The organism is Caulobacter sp. FV1ye13L (assembly GCF_058681155.1).
In genome coordinates this window covers 287,034-303,126 of record NZ_CM178732.1, presented here as the reverse complement: position 1 = coordinate 303,126, position 16,093 = coordinate 287,034, and the positions used below count along the sequence as shown (strand labels likewise).

Annotated in this window: 15 protein-coding genes and 2 pseudogenes; 13 read left to right on the top strand and 4 right to left on the bottom strand. The window is 67.9% G+C overall.

The genetic code is table 11. The features are described from left to right. Nucleotides 1–49 precede the first annotated feature (49 nt). Both ACW176_RS01370 and cydD read right to left on the bottom strand, forming a co-directional pair. Nucleotides 50–1,648 carry an amino acid ABC transporter ATP-binding/permease protein gene (locus ACW176_RS01370; RefSeq protein WP_492110602.1) on the bottom strand — a complete coding sequence of 533 codons (1,599 nt, stop codon included), beginning with the start codon at nucleotides 1,646–1,648 and terminating at the stop codon, nucleotides 50–52. Further along, nucleotides 1,645–3,297, bottom strand: a complete 1,653-nt coding sequence (gene cydD, locus ACW176_RS01365; protein ID WP_492110601.1) for a thiol reductant ABC exporter subunit CydD — start codon at nucleotides 3,295–3,297, stop codon at nucleotides 1,645–1,647. The genes ACW176_RS01370 and cydD overlap by 4 nt, the downstream gene beginning before the upstream one ends. A 123-nt stretch (nucleotides 3,298–3,420) precedes the next feature. Between cydD and ACW176_RS01360 the strand changes: the two genes are divergently transcribed. From ACW176_RS01360 to ACW176_RS01345, 4 genes are all read left to right on the top strand, one after another. Next, nucleotides 3,421–4,980, top strand: coding sequence for a cytochrome ubiquinol oxidase subunit I (locus tag ACW176_RS01360; RefSeq protein WP_492110600.1), 1,560 nt, complete (start codon nucleotides 3,421–3,423; stop codon nucleotides 4,978–4,980). Between the two features lie 12 nt (nucleotides 4,981–4,992). After that, nucleotides 4,993–6,141: a cytochrome d ubiquinol oxidase subunit II gene (cydB, locus tag ACW176_RS01355; protein ID WP_492110599.1), complete on the top strand. Its 1,149-nt coding sequence runs from the start codon at nucleotides 4,993–4,995 to the stop codon at nucleotides 6,139–6,141. Nucleotides 6,142–6,153: 12 nt separating this feature from the next. Next, the gene (cydX, locus tag ACW176_RS01350) at nucleotides 6,154–6,273 is read left to right on the top strand and encodes a cytochrome bd-I oxidase subunit CydX (RefSeq protein ID WP_419252411.1); all 120 of its coding nucleotides are present in this window, start codon (nucleotides 6,154–6,156) and stop codon (nucleotides 6,271–6,273) included. A gap of 171 nt (nucleotides 6,274–6,444) precedes the next feature. After that, nucleotides 6,445–6,900 (top strand): chemotaxis protein CheW, encoded by a 456-nt coding sequence (locus tag ACW176_RS01345; protein ID WP_419318365.1) that lies wholly within the window; start codon nucleotides 6,445–6,447, stop codon nucleotides 6,898–6,900. 67 nt (nucleotides 6,901–6,967) lie between these two features. On the opposite strand, the gene ACW176_RS01340 is transcribed toward ACW176_RS01345, so the two are convergent. Further along, nucleotides 6,968–7,465 carry an ASCH/PUA domain-containing protein gene (locus tag ACW176_RS01340; protein ID WP_419318363.1) on the bottom strand — a complete coding sequence of 166 codons (498 nt, stop codon included), beginning with the start codon at nucleotides 7,463–7,465 and terminating at the stop codon, nucleotides 6,968–6,970. Between the two features lie 185 nt (nucleotides 7,466–7,650). Here ACW176_RS01340 and ACW176_RS01335 point away from each other — a divergent pair, with 185 nt between their 5' ends. After that, entirely contained in the window at nucleotides 7,651–9,033 is a 1,383-nt protein-coding gene (locus ACW176_RS01335) for a flavin-containing monooxygenase (RefSeq protein WP_492110598.1), read from the top strand. A gap of 25 nt (nucleotides 9,034–9,058) precedes the next feature. Here the strand turns inward: ACW176_RS01335 and ACW176_RS01330 are convergent. Beyond that, nucleotides 9,059–9,139: pseudogene (locus ACW176_RS01330) on the bottom strand (hypothetical protein); the annotation flags it as partial. 38 nt (nucleotides 9,140–9,177) lie between these two features. Here ACW176_RS01330 and ACW176_RS01325 point away from each other — a divergent pair. The 8 genes and pseudogenes from ACW176_RS01325 (at nucleotide 9,178) to yihA (ending at nucleotide 16,037) form a co-directional block, all read left to right on the top strand. After that, entirely contained in the window at nucleotides 9,178–9,429 is a 252-nt protein-coding gene (locus tag ACW176_RS01325) for a DUF2164 domain-containing protein (protein WP_492110597.1), read from the top strand. A gap of 215 nt (nucleotides 9,430–9,644) precedes the next feature. Beyond that, on the top strand, nucleotides 9,645–10,283 hold the full coding sequence (locus ACW176_RS01320) for a TetR/AcrR family transcriptional regulator (RefSeq protein ID WP_419318358.1): 639 nt from the start codon (nucleotides 9,645–9,647) through the stop codon (nucleotides 10,281–10,283). Between the two features lie 10 nt (nucleotides 10,284–10,293). After that, a pseudogene (locus tag ACW176_RS01315) lies at nucleotides 10,294–11,352 on the top strand (alpha/beta hydrolase); the annotation flags it as partial. Between the two features lie 222 nt (nucleotides 11,353–11,574). Beyond that, nucleotides 11,575–12,573 (top strand): NADPH:quinone oxidoreductase family protein, encoded by a 999-nt coding sequence (locus tag ACW176_RS01310; protein ID WP_492110596.1) that lies wholly within the window; start codon nucleotides 11,575–11,577, stop codon nucleotides 12,571–12,573. Between the two features lie 210 nt (nucleotides 12,574–12,783). Then, nucleotides 12,784–12,918: a 50S ribosomal protein L34 gene (gene rpmH / locus ACW176_RS01305; RefSeq protein WP_012284717.1), complete on the top strand. Its 135-nt coding sequence runs from the start codon at nucleotides 12,784–12,786 to the stop codon at nucleotides 12,916–12,918. A 113-nt stretch (nucleotides 12,919–13,031) separates the two neighbouring features. Continuing rightward, entirely contained in the window at nucleotides 13,032–13,508 is a 477-nt protein-coding gene (rnpA, locus tag ACW176_RS01300) for a ribonuclease P protein component (RefSeq protein WP_492110595.1), read from the top strand. A 7-nt stretch (nucleotides 13,509–13,515) separates the two neighbouring features. Continuing rightward, complete coding sequence (yidC, locus tag ACW176_RS01295; protein WP_492110594.1) at nucleotides 13,516–15,369, top strand: membrane protein insertase YidC; 1,854 nt, start codon at nucleotides 13,516–13,518, stop codon at nucleotides 15,367–15,369. Continuing rightward, nucleotides 15,369–16,037: a ribosome biogenesis GTP-binding protein YihA/YsxC gene (yihA, locus tag ACW176_RS01290; RefSeq protein ID WP_419318350.1), complete on the top strand. Its 669-nt coding sequence runs from the start codon at nucleotides 15,369–15,371 to the stop codon at nucleotides 16,035–16,037. Before yidC ends, yihA begins: the two co-directional genes overlap by 1 nt. The last annotated feature ends 56 nt before the right edge of the window (nucleotides 16,038–16,093 follow it).

Below are 16,093 nucleotides of genomic sequence, written 5' to 3'. Positions count from 1 at the left end.
CGACCTTCGCCGTGGTGTTGCTTGGCGTCTATGTCCACGCCAATCGGGACTAGGACTGAGGGGCGGACAGGTTCAGCGTCCGCCCACAGATCGCCAGCGGCGCGGGCCGGTGGCTGACCAGCACCACGCCCTGGCCGGTGCGGTCCAGCCGCGCGGCCAGCCGGTCCAGCACCACGGCCTCGGTGGCGGCGTCCAGACCCTCGGTCGGCTCGTCCAGCAACAGCCACGGTGCGGGTCGCAGGAGGGCGCGGGCCAGGGACAGTCGCCGCCGTTCTCCGCCGGAGAGGCGTTCGCCATTGTCGCCCAGCCATGCGTTCAGCCCGGCCGGCGCGGCGCGGATGCGCTCGTCCAGGGCGGCGTCGCGCAGGGCTTCCCACATCTCATCGTTGGACACATCCGGCGCGGCCAGTCGCAGGTTGTCGGCCACCGTGCCGGCGATCAGGGCCGCGTCCTGAGGCGCCAGGGCGAAGGCCGCGCGGACTGTCGAAGGGGCGAGATCGGCCAGATCCGCGCCGCCCAGCCTGATGGTTCCAGGCGCGCTGGGGCGCAGGGCCACCAGGCGCTCAAGCAGGGTCGTCTTGCCGGCGCCCGACGGCCCGGTGATCGCGATGCGGTCTCCCGGTGCGAAGTCCTGGTCCAGAAGCCGCAGGTCGGGCGTCGACAGGCCGGGCGCGGCGGCGGCCGTCGGCGCGTGTTGCAGCACGGCGTCCAGCCGGTCGGCCGCCTGATCGGCGGCGCCGTCCTGGTCGAAGGCGGCGGCCAGGCCGGCGACGCCCTCTATCGCCATGGCGGCGGCCAGACCCGCCAGCGCCGCCAGCGCCGCGCCGGCCGGAACGGCCAGGGCCACGGCGATGACGACCGCCAGACCCAGGATCGCGGCCTGCGAGAAGGCGATCCAACCCCGGGCCCGGGCGGCGCGCAGTCGGGCCTCATCGACGGCTTCGCCCTGCGTCGCCAGCGTCTGGCTGGCCCAGACTTCCAGGCCATAGGCGCGAAGTTCGGGCGCGGCGGCGGACAGACTGGCGGCGACGTCCTTCAGCGCGCCCATGCGGGTCTGGATGTCCCGACCGGCGGGGGCGGAGAAGCAGCGGGCCAGGGCGCGGGCCAACAGGATCGCGGCGGCGGCTGACAGCAGGATCGCAAGGGCCGTCGTCCAGCCCGACAGTGCGCCCAGCGCCACCCCCGCGGCGACGGCGGCGCCTGCGCCCCAAGGGGCCGACAGCCGCACGAACCTTGTCTCGACCGCGTCGACATCCTGCACCAGCCGGGCCGAAGCCTCGCCGCCGGAAAGGGCCAGGGCGGCGGCGGGCGGGGCGGCGGCGAGCGCGGAAAACAGCACGGGCCGGATCGCGGCGAGTGATCGAAGGGCGGCCGCGTGGGCGCTGAGGCGTTCGCCATAGCGCGCGCCGGTGCGCAGGATGGCCAGCAGTCGGATGGCGGCGCTGGGCAGCAGCACATTGAAGGCCTGGGCGCTGGCCAGGCCCGCCAGTCCCGCCAGGGCCGATGCGGTGATGAACCAGCCCGACAGTCCCAGCAGCAGGGTGGAGGAACCCCCAACCACGGCGGCGCAGGCGGCGGCCAGCATCAGGCCTTCGGCGTGCCGGCGGCGCTGGGCGCGGATCAGGGCCTGAAGCGGCGAGGCGCTCATGTCAGTCTCACCACATGGTCGGCCAGGTCGGCGACGGCCTGCGAGTGCGTGGCGATCAGGGTGGTGCGACCCACGGCGGCCTCGCGGAGGGCGGCCAGCAGGTCGGCCTCGGCGGCGGCGTCGAGATTGGCGGTGGGCTCGTCCATCAGCAGGATCGGCGCGGGCTTGAGGATGGCGCGGGCCAGGGACAGCCGCCGGCGCTCGCCGCCCGACAGTCCGCCGCCGCGTTCATCCAGCCAGGCGTCCAGGCCGCCGGCCCGCATGGCCAGGGCGCCGGCCAGGCCGACGCGCTGGGCGGCGGCTTCGATCTGCTGGCGGGTCGCGTCGCGGTGGGCCAGGGCGATGTTATCGGCGATGGAGCCCGGCGTGATCAGCGGATGCTGACCGGCCCAGGCGATCTGGCCCGACAGCGCGCCGAGCTCGGCCAGGGGGCGGCCGTCGATCAGCACCGCGCCGGCGCTTAACGGCGCCAGGTCGAGCAGCAGGTTCAGCAGCGAGGTCTTGCCCGAGCCGCTGGGACCCAGCAGGGCGACGATCCTGCCTGCCGGGACCTCCAGGTTGAAGTCTCGCAACGCCGGCGCGTCAGCTTCGGGATAGTGGACGCTCACACCGCTGAACCGGATCACGGGCGGCGCGGTCAGGATCGGCGCGGCCGGGCGAGGCTGCGGACAGGGCAGGGCGATCAGGCTGGCGGTCGCGGCCTCAGCGGCCTGACGGTCGTGATAGGCGGCGGCCAGGCGGCGCATGGGCAGATAGACCTCCGGCGCCAGGGCCAGCACGAAGAAGGCGCGCTTGAGGTCCAGCTGCTCCGGAACCGGGAAGGGCAGGAGGCGCAGCAGGTTGAAGCCGCAATAGACCGCCACCAGCGCCACAGACAGGGCGGCGAAGAATTCCAGTGCGCCCGACGAGAAGAAGGCTACCCGCAGGACGCGGATGGTGCGGGTCGCCAGCTCGTCGGCGGAGCGGGCCAGGTCGCGCGTGATCCGGCTCTCCGCCTGGAAGGCCAGCACCACGGGCAGGGCGCGCACCCGGTCGAGGAACAGGCCCGACAGACGCTCCAGCGCCACGAACTGGGCGCGGGATTCGGCGGCGGCCGCCGTGCCCGCCAGGGCCATGGCGATGATGAAGGGAACCAGGGCCCCCAGCAGAATGCCGGCGGCGATCGGGCTGGCGATGGCGGCGACGGCGATCAGGGCCAGCGGCGTGGCGGCCGCCGCGAACCGGGCCGGGAGGAAACGTGAGACATGGCCGTCCAGCGCCTCGACGCCCTCGACGAGGGCGGTGGTCGCTTCGCCGCTCGACATCGCGCCGTCGGGCCTGCGGCCGATCAGCGCGGCGGCGGCGTCGCGGCGAGCGGCGGCCTTGACCTGGGCGGTGGCCCTGGCGCCGGCTTCGCCGGCCAGCTTGGCCATGGCGCCGCGTGCGACCATCGCCGCACCCAGCAGCGCCAGCCATTCCTGGAAGTCCCGCCCGGTGGCCAAGGCGTCGATGGCGCAGGCCAAGGCCGCAGCGAAGGCGGTCGCCGCCGCGCCATCCAGCAGGACCAAAGCCCGCGCGCGGCGCAGGGGGGCTGCACCGGCCCTTGCGAGGTCCTTCAATCTTGTCGCGACCTGGGGGTGGCCAGCGATAAGCGCTGGACGAGCTTGCATAGGTTCAGTGTAGTTTGCCTCCGTCCGCTGGCCTTGATCTGGATCAAGGCCAGCGCGGCCGGACCGGCCTAGGGCAGTGCTCTCGGTCGGCGCGATCATTCGCCGTCCGTTTCGGAGCTGTGTATGGACCCCGCCGTCGTCGATCTCTCGAGGCTGCAGTTCGCGCTGACCGCGCTGTACCACTTCCTCTTCGTGCCTCTGACCTTGGGGCTCTCGTTCATGCTCGTCATCATGGAGAGCATTTACGTGATGACCAAGCGTCCAATCTGGCGAACCGTCACGCGGTTCTGGGCCGGGTTGTTCGGCATCAACTTCGTCCTGGGCGTGGCCACGGGACTGACCATGGAATTCCAGTTCGGCATGAACTGGTCCTACTACTCTCATTATGTCGGCGATATCTTCGGTGCGCCGCTGGCGATCGAGGGCCTGATGGCCTTCTTCCTGGAAGCCACCTTCGTCGGTCTGATGTTCTTCGGCTGGGACAAGCTGTCCCGCGTGGGCCATCTGTTCGTGACCTTCATGGTCGCCATCGGCACCAATTTCTCGGCGCTCTGGATTCTGATCGCCAACGGCTGGATGCAGAACCCGGTCGGCGCGGCGTTCAACCCCGACACCCTGCGCATGGAGGTCTCCGATTTCGGCGCGGTGCTGTTCAACCCGGTGGCCCAGGCCAAGTTCGTCCATACCGTCAGCGCGGGCTACACCATCGCCGCCGTCTTCGTGCTGGGGGTCTCGGCCTGGTACCTGCTGAAGGGCAAGCACATCGGCGTCGCCAAGCGCTCGATGACCGTGGCTGCGGCCTTTGGTCTGGCCTCGTCCCTGTCGGTCGTCGTACTGGGCGACGAGAGCGGCTACGCCCTGACCGACAACCAGAAAATGAAACTGGCCGCCCTGGAGGCCATGTGGGAGACCGAGCCCGCGCCGGCCGGCCTGACCGCCTTTGGCATTCCCAGCCTCAAGGACCGCCAGACCCACTACGAGGTCAAGATTCCCTATGTGCTGGGCCTGATCTCCACCCGCAGCATCGACAAACCGGTGGCGGGCATCTTCGAACTGGTGGCCGTGGCCGAGGACCGCATCGAGTCCGGCGTGAAGGCCTATGACGCGCTCGAACGGGTCAAGGCCGATCCCAAGGATGTCTCCGCCCGCGCCGCTTTCGAGCAGCACCGTCGCAACCTCGGCTATGGCCTGTTGCTCAAGCGTTACGTGGCCGACCCGCGTCAGGCCAGCCCCGCGCTGATCCAGAAGGCCGCGTGGGATACGGTGCCCAACGTCCCGGTGATGTTCTGGGCGTTCCGCATCATGGCCGGCGTCGGCTTCCTGATGATCGGCCTGTTCACCGCAGCCTTCGTTCTGGTCACCCTGCGCAAGCACCAGACCAAATGGTTCCTGGTTCTGGCTGTGGCGGCCATCCCGTTGCCGTGGATCGCGGCGGAGCTGGGCTGGGTGCTGGCGGAAATGGGGCGCCAGCCCTGGGCCGTCGAGGGCGTGCTGCCCACCTTCCTGGGCGCCTCCAGCCTGAGCGTCGCCCAGCTCTGGACCACCATCATCGCCTTCACCCTGCTCTACGGCGCCCTGGCGGTGGTCGAGGTCGGGCTGATCCTGCGTCACATCAAGAAGGGCCCCTTCGCCGAGCAGGAGGCGTTCGCCGCTTCCCCCGCCGGCGAACCGGCCGTCGCCTGAGGAATGACCGTCATGGAACTTCCAATCGACTACGCGACCCTGCGGGTCATCTGGTGGGCGCTGATGGGCGTCCTGCTCATCGGCTTCGCCCTTACCGACGGCTTTGACATGGGGGTCGGTGCGCTTTTGCCCTTCGTCGCGAAGACCGACGCGGAGCGGCGCATGGTGATCAACACCATCGGCGCCACCTGGGAGGGCAACCAGGTGTGGTTCGTCCTCGGCGGCGGCGCGATCTTCGCGGCCTGGCCGCTCGTCTATGCGGTCAGTTTCTCAGGCTTCTATCTCGCCATGTTCCTGGTGCTGGCGGCGATGATCCTGCGGCCGGTCGGCTTCAAGTATCGCTCCAAGCGGCCCGACCCGCGCTGGCGGTCGTTCTGGGACTGGGCGCTGTTCACCGGCGGCTTCGTGCCGGTGCTGGTGTTTGGCGTGGCGGTCGGCAACGTCCTGCAGGGCGCCCCCTTCCGCTTCGACAGCGATCTGCGCATCTCGTATCTGGGCTCGCTGCTGGGCCTGTTCTCGCCCTTCGCCCTGCTGTGCGGCCTGCTGTCGGTTGCGATGCTGGTGCTGCACGGCGCGGCCTGGCTGACCGTCAAGGCCGAGGTGGGGCCGGTCACCGAACGCGCCCGACGCTTTGGCGAGATCGCCGGCCTGGCCAGCATCGTCCTGTTCGCCGCGGGCGGCTTCTATGTCGCTTTCGGGGGCATGGGCTTCCGGCTCGAGGGCCTGACCGACGCGGCCGGCCCGTCCAACCCGCTGCGCACCGTCGTGGTGGCAGCCCCCGGGGCCTGGCTGGACAACTATGCCCGCCATGGATGGATGGTCCTGGCGCCGGTGCTGGGCTTTGCCGGCGCCGCGCTGGCCCTCCTGGGCCTGAGATCAGACAAGGCGGCGCTGTCGTTCTCCGGATCGACGCTCGCGACCCTGGGGATCATTTCGACCGTCGGCCTGTCGATGTTCCCGTTCATCCTGCCCAGCAGCGTCGACCCGCGCTCCAGCCTGACGGCGTGGAACGCCTCGTCCAGCCATCTGACGCTGTTCATCATGCTGATCGTCACGGTGATCTTCCTGCCGCTGGTCCTGATCTACACCGCCTGGGTCTACAAGGTGCTGTGGGGACGCAGCAGCACGACGGCCTTCACCACCAACCCCGACCTGTACTAGGGAGACGAGACGATGTGGTATTTCGCGTGGATCCTGGGCCTGGGCCTGGCCGTCGCCTTCGGCGTGCTCAACGGCGTCTGGTACGAGTTCAACCTGTCGGACGACGGCGATGAGGGCCTGTCAGAGCCCTGATGCAGGGCGCGGCATGCCGGATTGGACGATTGCGACAATCCAGCGCGCTGGTTCGGCGTCACCGTTAACCGTTGTTAAAGGGCGGATCGGGTCAAGTAGCACCGTGGTCTGGAGCGCGTCGAATACGCGAACCGGAGGCACGCCTGATCTGACGATCCCGGGGAAATCGATATGACCGACCAATCCGCCGAGCCGGCCCTGGAACTGATCTCCTTCTGCATCGGTGAGCAGGAGTTCTGCATCGACGTGAAGACCGTCCGCGAAATCCGCGGCTGGACTCCGGCGACGCCGATCCCGCACGCCCCGTCCTACCTGCGCGGCGTCATCAACCTGCGTGGCGCGATCATGCCGGTCATCGACCTGCGCAACCGCCTGGGCCTGGGCTTCACCGTTCCCGAGACCCGCCACGTGATCGTGGTCGTCGAGTGCCAGGACCGCCTGGCCGGCATCCTGGTGGACGCCGTCAGCGAGACCTTCACCGTGTCGCGCGATCACCTGCAGCCGGCTCCGGACCTGGGCGTCGAGGAACTGCGCTTCATCCAGGCGATCATCTCGATGGAGAACCGCCTGATCACCTATCTGCGCATGAACGACGTGTTCCCGGCGGTCATCCGCGAAGCGGCCTAAGCGCTTCCAGCCTTCTGGTTTCGAAAAGCCGCCGTCCGCTCATGCGGGCGGCGGCTTTTTCGTGGCCCTAAGCCTTGCGCACGATCAGGGCGGCGGCGGCGTGGAAGCCGGCCTCGGCCTCGGCGGCGGCGGCGACGCCCGCGTGGCGGTCAGCCGCGACGCTCATGGCCGCCCGGCCGGTCGTGGGCGCGGCGTAGCTGGCCGAGACCCGGCGTGCGTCCTGGGCGCGCAGGGTGGCGTTGGAGGCCTGGGTCTCGTGCCAGGTCGCCAGCTGGTCGGCGGTCAGCCGGCCCTCGGGCGAGGCGTCGGCATGGGGCATGACCTCGCCAAAGCCCAGCGCCACGAAGCCGTGGATGACGCCGTAGTCCTCTTCCGAAAGTACAAATGTAATCTGACGCTCTTCGGTCTGGCCGGTATAAACTTCACTTTCCGGATCGAATTCGCGCAGCACCAGGATGTCGCCGACCGAGAAGTCGCGGTCATTGCGGCGGATCTCGAAGCGCTTCTTGCCCGAGCGGACAGCGGCGAAATACTGCGGCCAGGTCTTCAGTTCGTGGCGGTGCATGGTCTTGGCCTTCGTATGCGCATCGAGTCGGGGCAAATGGGATCGTGGGTGTCGAACGCCAGACCCTAGCGGAGGATTAATCCCACCGCACGCGGCTGTGGAGCGTCCTTGACGCAGGGGAGCCGTTTGACGGCCGGAATAACGCTGATACGCTTTACTGAACAACGATAAGTCAGGGGCGGGACATGACGGGCAAGCTTCCCAAGGCGTGCATCATCGGCGCGGGCTGCAGCGGCTTCACCACGGCAAAGCGGCTCAAGGACGTGGGCGTTCCCTATGACTGCTTCGAGATGTCCGACGACATCGGCGGCAACTGGTACTTCAAGAACCCCAACGGACTGTCGGCCTGCTACGAGAGCCTGCACATCGACACCTCCAAGTGGCGCCTGGCCTTCGAGGATTTCCCGGTCCCGGCAGAATGGCCCGACTTTCCGCATCACGCCCAGCTGCTGCAGTACTTCAAGGACTATGTCGCCCATTTCGGCCTGCGCGAGACCATCACCTTCAACACGAAGGTGGAGACCGCCCGCCGCACCGACGACGGCCTGTGGGCGGTGACGCTGGCAAGCGGCGAGACGCGACTCTACGACGTGCTGTTCGTCTGCAACGGCCACCACTGGGACCCGCGCATTCCCGACTATCCCGGCGAGTTCGACGGCCCCGCCTTCCACGCCCACGCCTATAGCGACCCGTTCGACCCCGTCGACATGCGCGGCAAGAACGTCGTGGTGGTGGGCATGGGCAATTCGGCCATGGATATCGCCAGCGAGCTGTCGCAACGCCCGATCGCCAAGAACCTTTGGGTCTCGGCCCGGCGCGGGGTCTGGGTGTTTCCGAAATATCTGAACGGCAAGCCGGCCGACAAGTCCGCCCTGCCGGCCTGGATGCCGCGCAAGCTGGGCCTGGCCCTGACCCGCAAGGTGCTGAAAAAGTCCATCGGCCGGATGGAAGACTACGGCCTGCCCAAGCCCGATCACGAGCCGCTGGAGGCCCACCCGTCGGTCTCGGGCGAGTTCCTCACCCGGGCCGGCTGCGGCGACATCAAGTTCAAGCCGGCCATCGCGGCGCTGGAGGGGCCCAATGTGCGGTTCGCCGACGGCAGCGTGGAACAGGTCGACGCCATCGTCTTCGCCACCGGCTACAAGATCAGCTTCCCGTTCTTCGACGATCCGGACCTGGTCCCGGGCCCGGATCACCGCTTTCCGCTGTTCAAGCGGATGATGAAGCCGGATGTCCCCAACCTGTTCTTCATGGGCCTGGCCCAGCCCCTGCCCACCCTGGTCAATTTCGCCGAGCAGCAGGCCAAGCTGGCGGCGGGCTATCTGGCGGGGACCTATGCGCCGCCGTCGGCCGACGAGATGGTCAGGATCACCGCCAGGGACGAAGAGCGCCATCTGGGCCAGTTCTACGCCTCGGCGCGGCACACGATTCAGGTGGATTTCAACGTCTATTGCGCGGACCTGAAGAAGGAGATCGCAAAGGGCGAGAAGCGGGCGCGGGCGGCAGGCAACCGGCTGCCGGTGGCGGCGCGGGCTGAGACGGCTTCCGTTCAGGCCGTCGTCGCCTGACCAAACCTGTCATCCCGGGCGGCGTAGCCGACCCGGGACCCAGGGGCCGGCGCAGTGCGGTTGCCCCTGGGTCCCGGCTCTCCGCTTCGCTGCGGCCGGGATGACAAGGTAAGGGATAGGGGAAGTAGAGCTGGAACCCCGAAAATGCCCAAGATCGACCTCGACAAGGACACCCGCGCCAAGCTGACCGACGGCCTGTCGCGCTATCTGAGGGACGAGCTGGATCTGGAGGTGAAGGGCTTCGACGCCCAGTTCCTGCTCGACTTCATCACCGAGCGGTTGGGGCCGTACTATTATAACCAGGGCCTCCACGACGCCCAGGCGCTGTTCGCCAAGAAGATCGAGAGCGTCACCGACGCGGTCTATGAGCTGGAGCAGCCGATCAAGGGGTTCTGAGTCGGGCGGCTTGCCTTTCGCAGCGGCAGCATTGACCTCCGGCCCGCCAGACGCATCATCCCTGAACGGTGATCAGTCTGCGCATGACGTGACGACGCCAGGGAAGGAACAGCATGCCGATCGTCCGCGCGCGGCGAAAGTCTTGCCCCATGCGGCGGAATGAGGCTCAAATCATGACGGGGCGTCACGATCGCCTCGTTCCTGAGTCGCGTTTGATGTCGAATATCGCCTATTTCCCCAAGGCCCCGGTTGTGGACGATCGGCCCGGCAAGCGCGAACGCACCAAGGTCGCCAATCGCCAGGCCATCCTTGATGCGGCGCGGGAAGTGTTCGGCGAGCTGGGTTATGACGCCGCCACGGTGCGCGACATTATCCGCCGCACGGGTTTGGCCTCGGGCACTTTCTACAACTACTACAAGTCCAAGGAAGAAGTGTTCGACGCCCTGGCCGACGACGGCGCGCGGCGCTTTCGGCCGCTGCTGCGGGTCGAGGTCGAGAAGGCCGTCGATTTCGAGTCGTTCCTGCGCGGTGCGATCACCGCGTATTTCGTCTTCGTCGCCACCGAGCAGGAGACCTGGCGCCTGAATCGGCCCGCGGGCGAACCGATCCCCCAAGCTCGGGCCACGCCCGAGATCGTGGCGGTGTTCGACCAGGTGCGCGAAGGCTTCGCCAAGGTGCTGGAGCTTGAGCACGCTCCGGCCGTCGACCTGGACTATCTGACCGCCGCCTGCATCGCCGTGGCGCGCGAGGTCAGCGACAAGATGCTGGAGCGCCGTCCGGTCGATACGGCCGGCGCCGCTGACTTTGCCGTCAAACTGATCCTCGGCGGCCTTCCCGCCCTTCCCAAACTCTAGTCCCTTACCCGGAGCTCGCATGGCTGACGCCGCCGTCCAGAAGTTCATTCTGAAGACCATCCTGTCCCTGCCCAGCCCGATTCTGCGGGCCATGTCCGGGGGCGGGGTGGTCTATCGCGGCGGCCGAACCCTGGACCCGCGCTTCCAGTTCTTCGCCCACACCGCCCAGAAGATGCCGTCGATGACGACCCTGCCGCCCGACGTGGCGCGCGAGGCCAGCGCCAAGGGCCTGGGCGCGGTGTCGGGACCGCCGGAGCCCGGCGTGCGGACGGAAAGCCTGTCGATTGAAGGGCCGGGTGGGCCCTTGCCGCTGCGCGCCTATCGCCCGGCCGAGCAGGACGCGGACGCCCCCCTGATCGTCTTCGCCCATTTCGGCGGCGGGGTGATCGGCGATCTGGAAACCTGCCACGCCTTCTGCGGCATCCTGGCTCGCATCGCCAAGACCGCCGTGCTGTCGGTCGACTATCGCCTGGCGCCCGATCACCGCTTCCCGGCCGGTCTGGACGACGTGCTGGCCGCCTATCGCTGGGGCCGCGACAACGCCGCCCGCTTTGGCGCGCGGCCGGGCACGGCGGCCATCGGCGGCGACTCTATGGGCGGCAACTTCGCCGCCATCATCGCCCAGGAGATGCAGCGCACGGGCGAGGCCCAGCCGGCCCTGCAGCTGCTGATCTATCCCGCCGTCGACGTGGCCAGCGAGACGGCCTCGATGACTACCTATGCCGACGCCTATCCGCTGAGCCGGCCGATCATGGACTGGTTCATGGGTCACTATATGGGCCCCGACGCCGATCCGGCCGACCCACGCCTGTCGCCCAACAAGGCGGCCGATCTCGCGGGCCTGGCGCCGGCCGTGGTGATCACCGCCGGCTTCGACCCCTTGGTCGACCAGGGCGAGGCCTATGCCAAGCGCCTGCAGGCCGCCGGCGTGCCGGTGACCTATCGCTGCTATGACAGCCTGGCCCATGGCTTTACGGCCTTTACCGGGGCGGTGCCGGCGGCCGACGCGGCCTGCCGCGAGGTGGCGCGACTGGTGCGCGAGGCCTTCGTGGCGGGACCCGATAAATAGGACGGGCGGAGACCGGATAGTCCGGACTTTTTCTGGATAGACCCCACACCTCGCCGGGGTGTGGGTCAGAAACCAAAACCCCCGTCATCCCGGGACTTGTTCCCGGGACCCATTTTTTCGCCGCATGGGCAGTGCCAGAAGACGCTCTTACGATGACGCTGAACCATGGGTCCCGGGAACACGTCCCGGGATGACGAGGAAAGAGAAGGGGGAAACCGCCTGATGACCACCATCCCGCCCACCATGCGCGCCCTGGTCGTCGGGAGCCTGGCCCCCGACTACGCCGGCTGCGCGGTCCGCGAGGTCGCCACGCCGACGCCCGGTCCCGGCGAGGTGCTGGTCGAGGTCAAGGCCGCCAGCGTCAACTTCCCCGACCTGCTGATGACCCGCGGCGAATACCAGTTCAAGCCGCCCACGCCCTTCACCCCGGGTCTGGACCTGGCCGGCGAGGTCGCGGCGCTGGGGCAGGGGGTCTCGGGCTTTTCCGTAGGCGATGCGGTGGTCGGCGGCGCGCGGCTGGGGGCCTTCGCGCAATATGCCGTGGTCTCGGCCGAGGCGCTGAAGCCCAAGCCCGAGCGGTTGTCGTTCGCCCAGGCCGCGGCCTATGGCGCGGCCTATCTGACCGCCTATGTCGCCCTGGTGCGCCGGGCGCGGATCGAGCCGGGCGACTGGGTGCTGGTCCATGGCGCGGCCGGCGGGGTGGGGCTGGCGGCGGTCGACCTGGCCAAGGCCCTGGGCGCGCGGGTGATCGCGGCCTCGGCCTCTGACGACAAGCTGGCGGCCATCCAGGCGCTGTATGCGCCTGACGCTGTCGTCAACGTCTCCGGCGGCTTTCGCGATCAGGTGAAAGCCATCACCGGCGGACGCGGGGCCGACATCATCTATGACCCCGTGGGCGGCGACGTGTTCGACGAGAGCGTGCGCTGCATCGCCTTTGACGGCCGGCTGCTGGTGATCGGTTTCACCTCGGGGCGGATCCCGACGGTCTCGGTCAATATGCCGCTGATCAAGGGTTTCTCGGTCATGGGCGTGCGGGCTGGCGAATACGGCCGGCAGTTTCCGGACAAGGGCCGCGAGAACGGCGAGGCGGTGTGGCGCATGGCCAATGAGGGGGTGATCTCGCCGCATGTGCATGCACAGTTGCCGCTGGAGCGCTGGCGCGAGGCGTTTGATCTGCTGGCCGAGCGCAAGGTGGTGGGCAAGGCGGTGATTGTTCCTTGAAAGCTGTCATCCCGGCCGTAGCGTAGCGAAGAGCCGGGACCGCCGGAAACGCTGGCGCTCGCCGCGGTCCCGGCTCGGCGCTTCGCTTGGCCGGGATGACAGTTTCAGCGGCCGACTCAGGTTGACAGCCGTCGCCCCTTCCCTTATCCACCGCCCCTCACTCGCGGAGGCCTTGCGGCCCTTGCGTCCCATTATTATCGGAGCCACCTCGTGAAGCGGACATTCCAGCCGTCGAAGCTCGTGCGAGCCCGCCGTCACGGCTACCGCGCACGTATGGCCACCAAGAACGGCCAAAAAATCGTTGCGCGTCGCCGCGCCAAGGGCCGTAAGCGCCTGACGGCCTAAGAACGGCTCACCCCGTTCTTTCTCCCGCTTCGGCGGGAAGCACAGACCATGATAAAAGCCGCCTTTTCCCAGAGCCTGACCTCAGGTTTTCGCCGGAAAGGGCGGCTTTTTTCATGACCGCGATCCAGTCCGCAGATGCGGTGAAGATCGAGCGCCTGAAAAAGCGCCCCGATTTCCTGAAAGCCGCCAAGGCGCCCGCCCTGTCGCGCGGCGCGGTGTTCATGCAGATGCGCGCCCGACTCGACGATGATCCCCTGATCCGTGTGGGATTCACCGCCACCAAGAAGGTCGGCGGCTCGGTCGAGCGCAATCGCGCCAAGCGCCGCCTGCGCGAGGCCGCAAGGCTGTTGTTACCCCTTCATGGCCGCCCCATGTACGACTATGTATTCATCGCGCGCGGCGGCACCCGCACCCGCGAATGGGGGCGTTTGCTTGACGATGTGAAAACCGCGCTGATAAGCCTCGCGGCCGAACATGATCGCGCGGAGGCTCGGGCCAGGCTGGCTCAATCCGCTGATCTTCCCAAAGACCCGTCTTCTGACGCTCAACCTGCTAACCCAGGCGCGCCCGATCCCTCCGTTTCCGGTTAAGTCATCCATGCAGAACGACAACAAAAACACGTTGATGTTCATCGTCAGCGCGTTCGCGATCCTGATCGGGTACCAGTTCTTCATCCTGGGTCCGCAGCAGAAGAAGGCCGACGCAGAGTTGCTGGCCAAGAAGGCCGCCGAGGCCCGGATGGCCGCGACCCAGCCTGGCGTGGTGCTCGGCCCCGATGGCCGTCCTGCGCCGCTGAAGCTGTCGCGTGACGCCGCCAAGGCCCAGAGCCCGCGCGTCGCCGTCAATACGCCGGCCCTGTCGGGTTCGATCTCGCTGAAGGGCGGCCGCATCGATGACCTGTGGCTGAAGAACTACGCCCAGACGGCCAAGAAGGATTCGCCGCCGGTCGAACTGTTCCGCCCCGAGGGCGCCGAGCACGCCTGGTTCGCTGATTTCGGCTGGGCCGGCGCCAACCTGCCGGGCCTGCCCGACAGCCGCACCGTGTGGACCACCGCGCCGGGCCAGACCCTGACCCCGACCTCGCCGGTCGTCATGACCTATGACAACGGCCAGGGCCTGGTCTTCACCCGCACCCTCTCGGTCGACGCCGACGCGATGTTCACCGTCGCCGACAGCGTCCGCAACCAGGGCGCCCAGACCCTGTCCCTGGCCCCCTACGCCACGGTGCAGCGCCAGGGCATCCCGGCCGACCTGGGCAAGAATCAGATCGTCCACGAAGGCGCCATCGGCGTGTTCGGCGTCGAGGGCGGCAAGAGCCACGAGCTGAAGCAATCCAAGTACGGCAAGTGGAAGAAGGACAAGCCGCTCGAAGCCTTCCCGTCCAAGGGCGGCTGGGCCGGCATCACCGACAAGTACTGGCTGACCGCCCTGATCCCGGATCAGTCGCAGGACGTCACCGCCCAGTACCGCGTCACCCAGGCCGGCGCCGTCGACATCTATGACGTCAATTTCGTGGGCCCCGCCAAGAGCCTGGCCCCCGGCCAGACCCTGACCCAGAACACCCGCCTGTTCGCCGGCGCCAAGACCGTGCCGCTGCTGCGTCAGTACGAGTTCGGCGGCGAGCCCCCGGCCTGGTGGAAGTTCTGGGACGGCAAGAAGGCCCAGGTGCCGCGCTTCGACGACGCCGTCGACTGGGGCATGTTCAGCTTCTTCACCCGCCCGATCTTCAACATCATGGAGATGTTCTACAAGTGGGTCGGCAATTTCGGCGGCGCCATCCTGCTGCTGACCGTGGCCCTCAAGCTCGTGCTCTATCCGCTGGCGGACAAGAGCTACGAGTCGATGGCCAAGATGAAGAAGATCGCCCCCGAGGTCGAAAAGCTGAAGGCCAAGTTCAAGGACGATCCGACCAAGCAGCAGCAGGAAATGATGGCGCTGTATGGCAAGGAGAAGATCAATCCGATGATGGGCTGCCTGCCCATGCTGATCCAGATCCCGGTGTTCTACTCGCTGTACAAGGTGCTGACGGTGACCATCGAGATGCGGCATGCGCCGTTCTTCGGCTGGATCCGCGATCTGTCGGCGCCCGAGCCCACCAGCCTGTTCAACCTGTTTGGCCTGATCCCCTATGATCCGGGCGCCCTGCCGCTGGTCGGCGCCATGATCGCCCACCTGGGCATCTGGCCGCTGCTGTATGGCGTGACCATGTGGCTGACCACGGCCATGAACCCGCCGGCCGCCGACCCGATCCAGCAGAAGATCTTCCAGTGGTTCCCGGTGATCTTCACCTTCACCCTGTCGGGCTTCGCCGTGGGTCTGGTGATCTACTGGTGCTGGTCCAACGTCCTGACCATCTTCCAGCAGTACATCATCATGCGCCGCTACAAGGTCGAGAACCCGATCGACCAGATCATCGCCCGCTTCCAGGGCAAACCCACCGTGGCGACCTGATGACCGAACCCAACTTCGCGCCCGCGCCCGGTCCCGTCTTCACCGAGGAAGAGATCGAGGCGGCGCGCGTGCTGTTCGCCCAGCCGGTGGCCTTCATGATGGGGGCCGTCAACATGGACGGCCTGCCCCATCCGATCGCGCCGGAAGTGTGCTTCGCCGGCCGCTCCAATGTCGGCAAGTCCAGCCTGATCAACGGTCTGGTCGGCCAGAAGTACCTGGCCCGCGCCTCCAACGAGCCGGGCCGCACGCGGGAGATCAACTTCTTCCTGCTGGCCGAGAAGCTGCGCCTGGTCGACCTGCCGGGCTATGGTTTCGCGCGCGCCTCGAAGACCACGGTCAGCAAGTTCCAGGACCTGGGCCGGGCCTATCTGCGCGGCCGGGCCACCCTGCGCCGCGTGTATCTGCTGATCGACGCCCGCCATGGGCTCAAGAAGGTCGACCAGGAGGCCCTCGACGCCCTGGATACGGCGGCGGTCTCCTATCAGATCATCCTGACCAAGTCCGACAAGATCAAGCCGCACGAGGTCGAGAAGGTCACCGCCGAGACCGTGAAGGCCATCGCCAAGCGTCCCGCCGCCTTCCCGCGCGTTCTGGCTACCTCGTCGGAAAAGGGCCTGGGCATGCCGGAACTGCGGGCCGAGATCGCCCGGGTCTGTCTGGACGAATAGCGGGCGGGGCTTTCGCAAGTTCGGCCTGTAGGCGATCTTCGGCCGGCTAGGTTGGG

Coding starts and splice junctions, on each gene's coding strand:
- ACW176_RS01370 (WP_492110602.1), bottom strand. CDS start 1,648: ATGAGCGCCTCGCCGCTTCAGGCCCTGATCCGCGCCCAGCGCCGCCGG.
- cydD (WP_492110601.1), bottom strand. CDS start 3,297: ATGCAAGCTCGTCCAGCGCTTATCGCTGGCCACCCCCAGGTCGCGACA.
- ACW176_RS01360 (WP_492110600.1), top strand. CDS start 3,421: ATGGACCCCGCCGTCGTCGATCTCTCGAGGCTGCAGTTCGCGCTGACC.
- cydB (WP_492110599.1), top strand. CDS start 4,993: ATGGAACTTCCAATCGACTACGCGACCCTGCGGGTCATCTGGTGGGCG.
- cydX (WP_419252411.1), top strand. CDS start 6,154: ATGTGGTATTTCGCGTGGATCCTGGGCCTGGGCCTGGCCGTCGCCTTC.
- ACW176_RS01345 (WP_419318365.1), top strand. CDS start 6,445: ATGACCGACCAATCCGCCGAGCCGGCCCTGGAACTGATCTCCTTCTGC.
- ACW176_RS01340 (WP_419318363.1), bottom strand. CDS start 7,465: ATGCACCGCCACGAACTGAAGACCTGGCCGCAGTATTTCGCCGCTGTC.
- ACW176_RS01335 (WP_492110598.1), top strand. CDS start 7,651: ATGACGGGCAAGCTTCCCAAGGCGTGCATCATCGGCGCGGGCTGCAGC.
- ACW176_RS01325 (WP_492110597.1), top strand. CDS start 9,178: ATGCCCAAGATCGACCTCGACAAGGACACCCGCGCCAAGCTGACCGAC.
- ACW176_RS01320 (WP_419318358.1), top strand. CDS start 9,645: ATGTCGAATATCGCCTATTTCCCCAAGGCCCCGGTTGTGGACGATCGG.
- ACW176_RS01310 (WP_492110596.1), top strand. CDS start 11,575: ATGACCACCATCCCGCCCACCATGCGCGCCCTGGTCGTCGGGAGCCTG.
- rnpA (WP_492110595.1), top strand. CDS start 13,032: ATGACCGCGATCCAGTCCGCAGATGCGGTGAAGATCGAGCGCCTGAAA.
- yidC (WP_492110594.1), top strand. CDS start 13,516: ATGCAGAACGACAACAAAAACACGTTGATGTTCATCGTCAGCGCGTTC.
- yihA (WP_419318350.1), top strand. CDS start 15,369: ATGACCGAACCCAACTTCGCGCCCGCGCCCGGTCCCGTCTTCACCGAG.